Source organism: Marichromatium purpuratum 984 (genome assembly GCF_000224005.2).
Classification (GTDB): Bacteria; Pseudomonadota; Gammaproteobacteria; order Chromatiales; family Chromatiaceae; genus Marichromatium; species Marichromatium purpuratum.
Genome location: NZ_CP007031.1, coordinates 1,773,198 through 1,785,895, shown reverse-complemented (window position 1 = coordinate 1,785,895; position 12,698 = coordinate 1,773,198). Strand labels below are relative to the sequence as shown.

Annotated in this window: 10 protein-coding genes; 4 read left to right on the top strand and 6 right to left on the bottom strand. The window is 67.0% G+C overall.

Annotated features, from left to right (window positions below):
- Positions 1-54: 54 nt before the first annotated feature.
- Positions 55-1,131, bottom strand: a complete 1,077-nt coding sequence (amrS, locus tag MARPU_RS08075; protein WP_005223898.1) for an AmmeMemoRadiSam system radical SAM enzyme — start codon at positions 1,129-1,131, stop codon at positions 55-57.
- Between the two features lie 193 nt (positions 1,132-1,324).
- On the opposite strand from amrS, the gene cysZ reads away from it, so the two are divergent.
- Complete coding sequence (cysZ, locus tag MARPU_RS08070) at positions 1,325-2,545, top strand: sulfate transporter CysZ (RefSeq protein WP_005223897.1); 1,221 nt, start codon at positions 1,325-1,327, stop codon at positions 2,543-2,545.
- A gap of 9 nt (positions 2,546-2,554) precedes the next feature.
- On the opposite strand, the gene MARPU_RS08065 is transcribed toward cysZ, so the two are convergent.
- Positions 2,555-3,277, bottom strand: a complete 723-nt coding sequence (locus MARPU_RS08065) for a class I SAM-dependent methyltransferase (RefSeq protein WP_005223896.1) — start codon at positions 3,275-3,277, stop codon at positions 2,555-2,557.
- A 213-nt stretch (positions 3,278-3,490) separates the two neighbouring features.
- Here MARPU_RS08065 and MARPU_RS08060 point away from each other — a divergent pair, with 213 nt between their 5' ends.
- Both MARPU_RS08060 and MARPU_RS08055 read left to right on the top strand, forming a co-directional pair.
- Positions 3,491-4,597 (top strand): efflux RND transporter periplasmic adaptor subunit, encoded by a 1,107-nt coding sequence (locus MARPU_RS08060; protein WP_005223895.1) that lies wholly within the window; start codon positions 3,491-3,493, stop codon positions 4,595-4,597.
- Positions 4,594-7,680, top strand: a complete 3,087-nt coding sequence (locus MARPU_RS08055; RefSeq protein WP_005223894.1) for an efflux RND transporter permease subunit — start codon at positions 4,594-4,596, stop codon at positions 7,678-7,680. The genes MARPU_RS08060 and MARPU_RS08055 overlap by 4 nt, the downstream gene beginning before the upstream one ends.
- 42 nt (positions 7,681-7,722) lie before the next feature.
- On the opposite strand, the gene MARPU_RS16625 is transcribed toward MARPU_RS08055, so the two are convergent.
- Together MARPU_RS16625 and MARPU_RS08045 are read right to left on the bottom strand one after the other, a co-directional pair.
- The gene (locus MARPU_RS16625; RefSeq protein WP_198015501.1) at positions 7,723-8,451 is read right to left on the bottom strand and encodes a nuclease-related domain-containing protein; all 729 of its coding nucleotides are present in this window, start codon (positions 8,449-8,451) and stop codon (positions 7,723-7,725) included.
- A 284-nt stretch (positions 8,452-8,735) separates the two neighbouring features.
- Positions 8,736-9,395 carry a class I SAM-dependent DNA methyltransferase gene (locus MARPU_RS08045; RefSeq protein ID WP_005223892.1) on the bottom strand — a complete coding sequence of 220 codons (660 nt, stop codon included), beginning with the start codon at positions 9,393-9,395 and terminating at the stop codon, positions 8,736-8,738.
- 1,072 nt (positions 9,396-10,467) lie between these two features.
- Here MARPU_RS08045 and MARPU_RS08040 point away from each other — a divergent pair.
- A complete protein-coding gene (locus tag MARPU_RS08040) occupies positions 10,468-10,797 on the top strand; it encodes a hypothetical protein (RefSeq protein WP_005223890.1) in 330 nt (109 codons plus the stop codon).
- On the opposite strand, the gene MARPU_RS08035 is transcribed toward MARPU_RS08040, so the two are convergent.
- Together MARPU_RS08035 and msrP are read right to left on the bottom strand one after the other, a co-directional pair.
- Entirely contained in the window at positions 10,749-11,408 is a 660-nt protein-coding gene (locus MARPU_RS08035; protein WP_005223889.1) for a protein-methionine-sulfoxide reductase heme-binding subunit MsrQ, read from the bottom strand. The two genes, MARPU_RS08040 and MARPU_RS08035, sit on opposite strands and share 49 nt — an antisense overlap.
- Positions 11,408-12,334: a protein-methionine-sulfoxide reductase catalytic subunit MsrP gene (msrP, locus tag MARPU_RS08030; RefSeq protein WP_005223888.1), complete on the bottom strand. Its 927-nt coding sequence runs from the start codon at positions 12,332-12,334 to the stop codon at positions 11,408-11,410. The genes MARPU_RS08035 and msrP overlap by 1 nt, the downstream gene beginning before the upstream one ends.
- Positions 12,335-12,698 lie beyond the last annotated feature (364 nt).

Sequence of the window (12,698 nt, the reverse complement as noted above, 5' to 3'; positions counted from 1 at the left end):
TGACGATCAAGGATATCGACACCCCAACCATGGGGACAACGTCGACACAAACGACTAGGTCGGCGCGCGAGCGGGATGATTCAAGACGATGTCCCGGGTGGATGTCGTGAAGACCCCCTGACAGCGCGCACCACAAACCAGACAATGCCCCATGTCATCCAGCGCCCAGCCCACCATCAGATAACCGGCGCGCATGATCAACCGTGCCCCACAGGTCGCGCATCGGGTATCACGCCCGATCTCGGCTCCCAGGTTGCCGAGATAGACATGACGCAGCCCGTTGGCGTGTGCGATCTCGCGGGCGCGCACCAGGGTTTCGACCGAGGTGGCGGCGTGGTCGCGCATGCGGTGGGCGGGATGGAAGGCGCTGAGGTGCAGCGGGACCTCGCAGCCGAGATGCCGGGCGATCCAGGCACTCAGCGCGTGCAACCGACGCGGGTCGTCGTTCTCGCCGGGGATCAGCATGGTGGTGATCTCGACCCAGACGGCGGTCTCGTGCACCAGAGACTCCAGGGTCTCGAGCACCGGCGCCAACCGGGCACCACAGAGCCGACGATAGAAGCGGTCGTCGAAAGCCTTGAGGTCGATGTTGGCGGCATCGATCACGGCATAGAACTCGGCGCGCGGCGCGGGCAGCACGTAACCGGCGCTCACCGCCACCGTGTACAGCCCCGCCGCGTGCGCCGCCGCGGCACAATCGAGCGCGTACTCGTGGAACACCACCGGGTCGTTGTAGGTGAAGGCCAGCGAGCGACACCCGCTCGCCCCGGCGGCGGCGACGATCCGCGCCGGATCGGTCGTCGCGCCGCTCCCCGTGACCGCGGCGCGCGCCCGGCTCATCTCCCAGTTCTGGCAGTAGCGGCAGGCGAGGTTGCAGCCGGCAGTACCGAAGGAATAGGTCAGCGACCCCGGCAGGAAGTGGTAGAGCGGCTTCTTCTCGATCGGATCGGGACGACAGCCGAGCGGCCGGGCCGCCTCCTCGCTGAGCACCAGTGCGCCATCGCGGCAGGCGCGCACGAAGCAGGCGCCGCGCTGCCCCTCGGCCAGCCGACAGCGACGCGGGCAGAGCGTGCAGCGCACCCGGCCATCGGCAAGCGCTCGCCAGTGACGCGCGCGACGCGCGATCGACATCGTCCACCTCCCGTGCGTTTTGTGCACTGCATCGAGGTCTCGTGCTGAGTATACTGCTGCCGATGCGGGCCGCCGCGTCCCGACCGCAACGCCCCCGTATCTCACGGCTCTCCCCGATCCTCAGGATCGCCCTTAACCCCAGGGTCAGGACCGGCGTGTCCAGACCCTCGACAAACGACGTCAGATGCCGCTTATGGTCGCCAAACCCATGCTCGGTGCCGGATACCTGTTGCAAGGCGTCCGGCTCATCACCCGCCCCGGACTCAGACGCTTCGTGCTGATCCCGCTGGCGGTCAATATCCTCGTCTTCTCGCTGGCGATCTATCTCGGCGCCCGCGAGTTCGCCGCCTTCCTCGACCTCGTCGAGGCCCAGATCCCGAGTTGGCTCGGCTGGCTCGAATGGATCCTCTGGCCGGTGTTCGCGCTCCTGCTGCTGGTGGTGGTGTTCTACACCTTCAACCTGGTCGCCAACCTGATCGCCTCGCCGTTCAACAATCTGCTCGCCGAAAAGGTCGAGCTGCTGCTCACCGGTCGGCCGCTGCAGGAGAGCGGCGGCGTCGGCAAGCTCCTCAAGGACCTGCTGCCGACCCTGCTCGACGAGCTGGTGAAGGTGGTCTATGCCCTGGCCCTGGCCATCCCCTTCCTGGTACTGCTGTTCGTGCCGGTGGTCGGCCCGCTGTTGTGGTTCCTCTACACCGCCTGGATCCTCGCGGTGCAATACAGCGACTACCCGATGGGCAACCACGGCCTGAAGTTCCGCGAGATGCGCGCGCGGCTGCGCGGTGAGCGCGGACTCAGCCTTGGCTTCGGCGCGGCGGCCGCCGGGCTCGGGATGGTCCCGGTGGTCAACTTCATCCTGATGCCGAGCGCGGTGGCCGGCGCCACCGTGATGTGGGTGCGCGAGTTCAATCGCGAGAACGCTCGGGCGCGTTATCAGGGTCCCTACGAATCGCGCATGACCACCCGCTGGGTGCGACTCGAGATCGACCATCTCTCCGGACGTATCGGCGGCGAGATCCTGCTCGGTCCACTGCAGGGACAGCGGCTCGAGTCGATCGCCACCGAGGCCCTGCTCGAACTGCTCGCCGGCGGCTGTGCCAGCGACGCCGACTCGGCCGAGGCCCTCGAGGTCTATCTCTCGCGCGAGCGCGGACAGCGCTTCGCCGAGCGCGCCCGCACCCGTCAGGAACAGGAGCCGCGCAGCGCACCGCCGCGACCGAGCGACACGCGGATGGGCGACGACGAGGCGCGTGCCATCCTCGGGGTGACCACCAACGCCGACAACGACGCGATCCGCGCCGCCCATCGCCGACTGATCCAGCGCATGCACCCGGATCGCGGCGGCTCGGCCTATCTCGCGGCCAAGATCAACGAGGCCAAGCGCGTGCTCACACGCGTCGGCGAGGCGGCCTGAGCCGGTCGGCTAGCCCGGCTTGCGCAGCAGGTCGACGCGGTGCGGCTTGAGAAAGTGCGCGCCGCTCGGGGTCAGGTGGCGCTCGAAGGCCGCGCGGATCTCGGCACGGCGCGCCTCGGGCAAAGGCTCGGCACGATGGCTGACATCGATGAAGCGCGCGGCGAAGTGCGCCCAGTCCGGATAGCTGCCCTCGGCCTGGTAGAAGACCTCGTGCTCGCAGTCGAAGAGCCCGGCCTCGACCGCGCCCTCAAGCGCGGCGAAGGCCGCCGCACGCTCCGCGCGCTCGTCGTGGATCAGCCCGGTCAGCTCGGCGAAGGGGCCCCAATAGACCGGCTCGGAGACATAGAGCGCGCCGCCCGGCGCCAGCACCCGGTGGATCTCGTGCAGCGCGCGCGTCATCAGCGCCGGCGGCACATGGTGCAGCGACTTGAACATGAACACCTGCGCATAGCGTCCGTCGGGATCGGCGATGGCCTCGGCACCGCCCTCGCGCAACTCGATCGTGGGGGGCAGGTCGAGCGCGCGGTTGCGCGCCAGCTGCGCGCGATCGACCTCGGTGGCGACCACCCGCGCGGCGCCGAAGCGCTCGACCAGCAGCCGCGTCATCCAGGCCGCGCCGCAACCGAGTTCGAGCACCTCCTGACCTGCCGGGTCGAGCAGCCCGGCGAGCACCTCGGGCTCGCGATCGAGGCGATAGGCAGTGGGGTCGTTGAGACGCATCTGTTGAACCAAAGGGGAACTCTCCATATCGATCGGGGTCGCTTGGACACGAACGGCGGCGTCTCGACGAGACGCCCGCATCCTCACGCCCCTATAATTGGCGACCACGTCGCCAGGTAACTCGACGGACCGGAGCATCCGGCGTTCGGCACGAGCGCGCCCTCCACCCGCTACCCCAACGACACCACCATCAACGACATCGACCGCAAGAGGCTCGTAGCACGCATGATCGCCCGAATCCTCACCGTGCTGGTGGCGCTCGCCGCGCTGATCGGCGCACTCGCCTTCTTCAAATACAGCCAGATCACCCAGGAGATGGCCGCCTTCTCCCAGCCCCGTCCGGCGACCGCCGTCGCCGCCGTCAGCGTCGACACCACCAGCTGGAGTCCCACCCTCTCCGGGGTCGGCACGGTCCAGGCGGTCCAGGGCGTGGAGGTCAACAGCGAGGTCGACGGCCAGGTTCGCGAGATCCTGTTCGAGTCCGGCGCCATGGTCGAGGCGGGGCAGATTCTACTGCGCCTCGAGGACGATGTGGACCGCGCCACGCTCGAGGGCCTGCAGGCCGCCGAACAGCTCGCCGAGATCCAACTGCGGCGCAACCGCACCCTGCTGCGCGATCGCGCCGTCGCCCAGGGCGATGTCGACGAACGCGCCGCCCAGCTCGACCAGGCCCGCGCCGAGGTCAAGGCCACCGAAGCCAACATCCGCAAGAAGACCATCCGCGCGCCCTTCGCCGGGCAGCTCGGCATCCGTCAGGTCGATCTCGGCCAGTTCCTCGCCGCCGGCACCGCCATCGTCTCGCTCCAGGCGCTCGACCCGGTCTATGTCGACTACGCCCTGCCCGAACGCCATCTCGCCCAGCTCCACCCCGGGCAGCCGGTTCGGGTCCGGGTGGCGGCCTATCCCGAGCGCGTCTTCGAGGGGGAGATCCAGGCCATTGACCCGGGCATCGATCAGGGCACGCGCAACGTCAGGATCCGCGCCCGCTTCGACAACCCCGAGCTGACGCTGCGTCCGGGCATGTTCACGCGGGTCGAGACCCTGCTGCCGACCCAGGAGTCGGTGCTGACGCTGCCGCGCGAGGCGATCACCTTCAACACCTATGGCGACTCGGTCTATCGCGTCGTCGAGCGTGACGGTCAGACCCTGGTCGAGCGCCGCCAGATCACCACCGGCGCGGTGCGCGGCGAGGAGGTCGTCATCCTCGACGGACTCGTCGCCGGCGACCGGGTGGTGCGCGGCGGCCAGGTCAAGCTCACCAACGGCCAACCGGTGCGCGTGGTCGACAAGCCAGCGCAGCAGCCGACCGATGTCGAGGGTGAGACCGAATGAGATTCACCGATATCTTCATCCGTCGTCCGGTGCTGGCGAGCGTCGTCAGCCTGCTGATCCTGATCCTCGGTCTGCGCTCCTATCTCGACCTCGAGATCCGTCAGTACCCGGAGACCAACAACACGGTGGTCACCGTCACCACCGCCTACCCGGGCGCCAGCAGCGACCTGGTGCAGGGCTTCATCACCACCCCGCTGCAACAGGCCATCGCCGAGGCCAACGGCATCGACTTCATCCTCGGCACCAGCAGCGCCGGCACCTCGATGATCGAGGCGCACATGAAGCTCAACTACGACCCCAACGCCGCGGTCGCCGAGATCCAGGCCAAGGTCGCCAGCCGCACCAACGTGCTCCCCGAAGCGGCACAGAACCCGGTGATCGACTCCTCCACCGGCGACTCCACCGCGCTGATGTATCTCGCCTTCACCAGCGAGCAGATGACCCTGCCGCAGATCACCGACTATCTGCTGCGCGTGGTCCAGCCCCAGCTCCAGGCGATCGACGGCGTGGCCAAGGCCGAGATCTTCGGCGACCAGACCTATGCCATGCGCGTCTGGCTTGATCCCACGCGGATGGCCTCGCTCGGGATCAGCGGCGACGAGGTCGCCCAGGTGCTCGCCAACAACAACCACCTCGCCGGCATCGGCAAGGTCAAGGGCAACATGGTGCAGGTCGACCTCTCGGCGACCACCGATGTCAGCCAAGTCGAGGACTTCCGCCGCCTGGTGATCCGCGACCAGGACGACACCCTGATCAGGCTCGACGACATCGCCCGGGTCGAACTCGGCGCCAAGAGCTACGACTCGAGTAGCCTGCACGACGGCAAGCCGTCGATCTTCATCGGTATCGAACCGACCCCAGGGGCCAACCCGCTGCAGGTCGCCTCGCGCGTCAAGGCGCTGATGCCCGCCCTGCGCGCTCAGTTCCCCGAGGGACTCAACGGCATCGAGGCCTACGACGGCAGCGAATTCATCCAGTCCTCGATCGACGAGGTCTTCACCACCCTCGGCGAGGCGGTGCTAATCGTGCTGCTGGTGATCTTCCTCTCGCTCGGCTCGATCCGCGCCGCGCTGGTGCCCTCGGTGGCCGTCCCGCTGTCGATCATCGGCGCCGGCTTCCTGATGCTGCTGCTCGGCTTCTCGATCAACCTGCTCACCCTGCTGGCGATGGTGCTGGCCATCGGGCTGGTGGTCGATGACGCCATCATCGTCGTCGAGAACGTCCACCGCCATCTCGAGATGGGCAAGAGCGGACTGCGCGCAGCGCTCGACGGCGCGCGCGAGTTGGCGATGCCGGTCATCGCCATGACCACCACACTGGTGGCGGTCTACGCCCCGATCGGTTTCATGGGTGGACTGGTCGGTTCGCTGTTCACCGAGTTCGCCTTCACCCTCGCCGGCGCGGTGCTGGTCTCGGGCGTGGTGGCACTCACCCTCTCGCCCATGCTCGCCGGTCGGGTGCTGCACGCCAGCACCGAACAGAGCCGCTTCGAACGTGTTGTCGAGCACTTTTTCGAGTGGCTGTCGAAAAGCTATCGCGGACTGCTCGCGCGCTGGCTGCGCTACCCCTCGGTGACCCTGTTGGTAGCAGTCGCGGTGCTCGGCGGCATCTATCTGATGTACGCCATGACCGAGAAGGATTTGGCCCCCACCGAGGACCAGAGCATTCTCTTCTTCATGGCCACCGCACCACAGTCGGCGACCATCGACTACGACAAACACTACGTCGACACCCAGCTGCTGCCGATCTTCGAATCCTTCCCCGAGTACAAGGAGAGTTTCATCATCATCGGCATGGGCGGTGACCAGAGCACCACCTTCGGCGGCTTCAAGATGCCGCCGACCGATCAGCGCGAGCGCTCGCAGATGGAGATCGAGCCGCAGCTCCAGGGTGCCGTCTCGCAGATCACCGGGATGCAGACGGTGGTCTTCCCGCGCCCCAGCCTGCCCACCCCGGGCGACGGTCTACCGGTCGAGTTCGTCATCCTCTCGGATCGCTCGCACAAGGAACTCACCGACATCGCCGACGCCCTGCTCGGGCAGGCGATGGGCAGCGGCAAATTCATGTTCCTCACCAAGGACGTGAAGTACGAGCGACCGCGCACCGTGCTCGAGGTCGATCGCGATCTCGCCGGCGATCTCGGCATCAGCATGGCCGATCTCGGCACCAGCCTCGGGGTGATGCTCAACGAGGACTACGTCAACTGGTTCAGTCTGGAGGGACGCAGCTATCAGGTCATCCCCCAGGTCGAACGCCGCTTCCGCGACAGCGTCGAGGAATTCGGCGACTACTACGTACGCAACGGCGACGGCGAATTGATCCCGCTCGACGCCCTGGTCAACATCCGCAACCAGGTCGAACCGTCCAAGCGCATCCAGTTCCAGCAGCTCAACGCCATCACCGTCTCCGGCGTGGCGATGCCCGGAGTCACCCTCGGCGAGGCGCTCGGTACGCTGGAGGTGATCGCCGGCGAACAGTTCCCGCGCGGCGTGAGCTGGGACTACAAGGGCGAGTCACGCCAGTACAAGTCCGAGGGCGGCGCGCTGGAAGTCACCTTCTTCCTCTCGCTGGTGGTGGTCTATCTGGTACTCGCGGCACAGTTCGAGAGCTGGCGCGATCCCTTCGTCATCCTGATGTCGGTGCCGTTGTCGCTCGCCGGGGCGATGGTGTTCCTCTTCCTCGGCTTCGCCAGTATCAACATCTACACCCAGGTGGGACTGATCACCCTGATCGGGCTGATCGCCAAGAACGGCATCCTCATCGTCGAGTTCGCCAACCAGCTGCGCCAACGCGATGGACTCGACAAGCGCGCGGCGGTCGAGGAGGCCTCGGCGATCCGACTGCGCCCGATCCTGATGACCACCGTCTCGATGCTGGTGGCGATGATCCCGCTGCTCACCGCCAGCGGTCCGGGCGCGGTCAGTCGCTTCGACATCGGACTGGTGATCGTCACCGGGCTGGGGATCGGGACCCTGTTCACCCTGTTCGTGGTCCCGGCCTTCTACCTGTTGCTCTCGCCCAAGGAGCACACCGGTCCGGTGACCGACGAAGACGAAGGGAACACCGCGCCCCAGGCCGGTTGAGCCCCGGCGCCCGTGGACCCGTCCACGGGCGCCCCGCCCGGCTCACAGCCCGACCGCCCCCCACACCCGCCACCACAACAGCCCCGCCAACGCGCCCGCCGCCCCAAGCAACGCCTTGCCCAGCCGGGTGCGGTCGTCGCGACCGTGGCGGCGCTCCACCTGACGCCGGTGTCGCCAACGCGCGATCCAACCGCGTCGGACCTGACTCCGCAGACGCTTCCAGGCCACCCACCGCGCCCGTCCCACCCGGCCACCACGCAAGGAGCCCAGATCGCGCGCCAGGGTCGCGCAGCGCGACACCCCGACCGGCACCGCATCGACGAATCGCGCCTCATCGGTGAACACCACCCGCGCATGGACCGGCTGGCCCAGCCCCAGCGCCTCCACCGCGCGGACATGACGACGGTTCTGGTGCAGCGGATTGACGAAGGGATAGCGTCGCCGACCGATCAGCTGCACCCAGTGCGTCGCCTCGGCCGCGCCCTGGATGGCGCCGCGATAGTGCTTGGTCTCGACCACCAGCAACCCGCGCGGGGTCAGCGCCAGATGATCGATCTGGGTCAGCCCACCGCACCCGTCTGGCAACACCACCCCATGCAACACCTCGGGGAACAGCGCCTCGAGCCGCCGCCCGACCATGCGCTCGCCCTGCCAACCCCGCCAGCGCGGCAACAGCAATCGCGCGCCGAGCAACACCAACAACGGCGGCAGACACCACAACAACGGCAGGACCAGCGCCTGGAACACCAGCGCCAAGGGATCGGAGGACAAGGAAGACACGGCGGACGGGGAGCGGACGACAGCAGAGCAGGACACGAACGGGGCGAGTCCCATGATAACGCAACTGAAGGACTCCCCGCCTACGGACGACTCGACGACGTCCGCGAGAAGACGGTCACTCAGTACAACGTGACCACCTTGTAGGCTCCAGCGGTCGAGGACCAGCGTTGAGACAGACAACCGCCGATCAAGGCCGATCGGACACTCGGTGGGGAGGCCTGTGACCGATGCTGGACATCGGCCACAGGCCTTGGCGAATCAATCGCCTGGGACGATTACTTCACCCGGAAGATGTCGAAGATGATCGCCTGGTCGTCACCAAAGTCCTGGTGGCCGGGGATGTAGGGCTGGGGCTCGGAGTGATGGACGTGGGTCCAGTGGCCTTGGTCGGTGAGCGCGCCGAGGGCCTGTCTGTAGGCGTCGTCATAGAGGTCGACACGGTGGCTGAGCTGGACGATGCCGCCGGGCTTGACCACGCGATGGAACTCGCGCATCAGCCCGGCCATGTTGTCGATATAGGTCAGGGTGCCGATGCACTGGGCGGCGGCGAAGTGGTTCTCGGCGAAGTCCAGCGGCTTGTTGAGATCCACGCGCGCCAGCTCGGCGTAACAGTTGCGCGCCTCGGCCTTCTCCAGCGACTTGGGGGAGTAGTCGACACCGGTGATCGCGGTGTAGCCGAGCTTGCCCAGGTGCAGCCCGGTCAGGCCCACGCCGCAACCGGCGTCGAGGATCGGCTGCGCGGGGTCGATCTGGTGCGACTTGATCGCCTCGGCGGCGATGCGCGGGGCCTCGTAGCCCATCGACGTCAGGTCGTCCTCGTAGGTCTCGGACCAGCTGTCGTAGTACTGCTCGAGCTCGTCGAGCTTGGCGGCGGTCACACCGATCAGCTTGCTGACATCACGATCGGCCTGATTCATGGACTTGGAGTCGGTCATGGTCTCTCCGTGGTGTTGTGGCAAGCACGAGAAGCGCACTCGCCGTGGTGATTGCCTCGCACCGGTGAGGAGCAATGCGTACCCACGTCCTGAGCATCGCGGATGACGGGCCTCACTTCATTTCGTCAGGGGTCTCTCCCCAACACATTGCAACGGTCGATACATCGCGACGGCGCGCGCAGCCGCATCGCGCGGTCCGTTGGACACGCGCGCTTTTATGGCGTGGACCGAAGACCAGGCGCTGACGCCGAGCGACGATTGACATTGGCTGGCCACCCGATTCACGGGTGGGCACGAGGCGCGAGATTCGCGCGAGACGCCGCATGCTGCGGCGTCGGGGGCCGAGGGCCACGCCACTGGGCGGCGCGGCGACCTGTCGGCGGATCGCGAGGCATGGACCCGAGACCTGAGTCGGGCAGACACGCCACGCGGCGGATACGCGCACTGCTGCGCGAATGGAGACGGGACGTCCCGGCGGTCATCGGCGATGACCGAGCCGCCGGATCATCAGCGGAAGCGCGATGGCGCTCCCGCGTGCGTCCTCGGTTGAACGAAAAGACGGTACAGCTTCACGCCAGTGACCTGGGCGATCCGATCAACCGGCGCATGTCCGATTCTGGCGTAGATGGTGCGCGGGGAATGGCCGCGATCACCCTGTCCTGTCACGTCCTCACACGGGGCGAAACAGGCATTCCTGCAACCTCCACCGACTTGGTGAGAGCATGACGCCGTGAAGCTGATTTGTGTTTTTTATGATACCGATAAAACGAAGCGACACAAGTCCAGACTTCTCAATCAGCCCCTCAAAAAACTCATAAGACACTGATAAAAAACAATCAAAAAGATTCGAGACCGAAGAGAGCCAAGCGCATGGGAAAGATCAGCGAAGAACACGTAAAGAGCGCGAACACAAGAGCGCCTCGGCCCCTGAGATGCTGGATCAGAAGACCATTCACAGCCACACGGGAACACCTCGCCTCGGACATCAGCCTCCACCCCGGACGGGTTCCGGGGTTTACCCTCCCCGGAGGCATCCCTAGACTGGCCGATTGAGTTCCCGGAGCCAGACGCCATGCACGACACCACCGACGCCCCCACCCGCCAACTGATCGAGGACTGGACCCGGTTGCAGACCGGCACCATCGAGCCCGAGCGGCTCGCCCGACTCGATCGCGATCAGCCGGAATGGCGCTGCCAGGCCGCGACCCTGGTCGCCGAGAGTCTGTTCGCCTACATCACCCTGGAGATGGTGGCCCCGGATCTCGCCTATCGGCATCGCGACCAGCCCGAGCACGAGCCGGAAGCCGGCGAGATCGACGCCCGGCTGGGCGCACACCTGCTCGACTTCCTCGATTATCGCGACGAACTCGCCGAGCGCCGCGCCACCGCCGAGGCCGACTGAACCGACTGAGCCGAGGCGCGCCGCCAGCGCCCCCAGGGCAGCCGCAGCGCCAGCAGCACGCCGAGGATGACGGCATAGATCAGCGGCTCGCGCAGATCGGCCTTGACCAGCCAGAGAAAGTGCAACACCCCGAGCACCGCGATCAGGTAGACGGCGCGGTGCAACCGCTTCCAGTTGCGCCGCAGCCGACGCTGCCAGCCACGGGTCGAGGTCAGCGCCAGCACGCTCATCAGCACCAGCGCCACCATGCCGACGACGATGTAGGGCCGCGCGGTCAGGTCCTCGACGATCACCGGCCAGTCGAGCGCGCGGTCGAGCCACAGATAGACCAGCAGATGGAGCATGCCGTAGAAGAAGGCGAACAGCCCCAGCATGCGCCGCAGCCGGATCGGCCAGGGCCGACCGAGGGCTCGGCTGAGCGGGGTCAGCGCGAGGGTAAGCAGCAGCATCCGCAGGGTCCACAGCCCGCTGCGATGGAGCAGCATCTCGACCGGATTGGCCCCCAGCGCCAGCCCGCCACCGAGCCCCTGCGCCAGGGTCAGCGCCAGCGGCAGCAGACAGAGCAGAAAGACCCCGGGCTTGGCCCAGGCCATCCAGTCGCGCCCGGCCATCAGTAGAAGCGCCTCAGGTCCATGCCGGCATAGAGCCCGGCGACCTCCTCGGCATAGCCGTTGAACGGCAGGGTCTCGCGCCGCTTGGCCAGCCAGCCGCCACCGATCATGCGATGGCTCTTCTGGCTCCAGCGCGGATGGTCGACGGCGGGATTGACGTTGGCGTAGAAGCCGTACTCGTCGGGCTGCATCCTGTTCCAGGTCGCCGGCGGCTGCTCGGCAGTGAAGCGGATGCGCACGATCGACTTGATGCTCTTGAAGCCGTATTTCCACGGCACCACCAGCCGTAGCGGTGCGCCGTTCTGGTTCGGCAGGGTCTCGCCGTAGAGCCCGGTGGCGAGCAGCGTCAGCGGGTGCATCGCCTCGTCGATGCGCAGCCCCTCGCGATAGGGCCAGTCGAGCACCCGGCGACGCTGACCGGGCATCTGCTCGGGGTCGAACAGGGTCTCGAAGGCGACATAGCGCGCCCGCGAGGTCGGCTCGAAACGCGCCAGCAGCTCACCGAGCGGGAAACCGAGCCAGGGGATCACCATCGCCCAGGCCTCGACACAACGCAGCCGATAGATGCGCTCCTGCTGATCGAACCCGGAGAGGATGTCCTCGATGCCGATCTCGCCGGGACGCGCGCACTCGCCATCGACCACCACCGACCAGGGCCGGGTGCGCAGCCGATGGGCGTGTGCCGCCGGGTCCCCCTTGTCGGTCCCGAACTCGTAGAAATTGTTGTAGCCGGTGACGAACTCGCGCGGGGTCAGGGGTTCGTCCTCGCCGGGACGCGGATAGGTCGCAGCGACGGCGCCGAGCGGCGCCAGCGCCGCCGCGCCCACCCCCAGCGCGGCGCCCTGGATGAAGGTACGACGCGCGCGCCACACCTGCGGCGGCGTGATCTCGGAGGACGGGATATCGGCAGGCTTGCGGATCAGCATGACGGAGGCTCCTCGGGTCGTCACCCACCGCCGCCGACGCCCCCACCACGCCCACCCCGCCAAGGGGTTAGGCACCAATAGAGCAGTGGTTTCGAGCGATCCGGCAACCGATGGAAGGATTTCCACGAGGTGGGGCAGGCACCACCTCCGCGCAAGCCCTCATCCTCGATCGAGGATCATTAAAAACTTGCAAGCATTTGATAATCAATAAACCACAAAGACGCAAAGGACGCGAAGGGGGTTAAGCCTCCAGTCGTCAGCCTCCAGTGGGCGCCGTACTCGACGGCAGCGCGACCCTTGATGGGCACGCTGCGCTTTGCCCATCCTACGACGCTGACAGCCGCCTTTAGCTCCAGCGACTGCG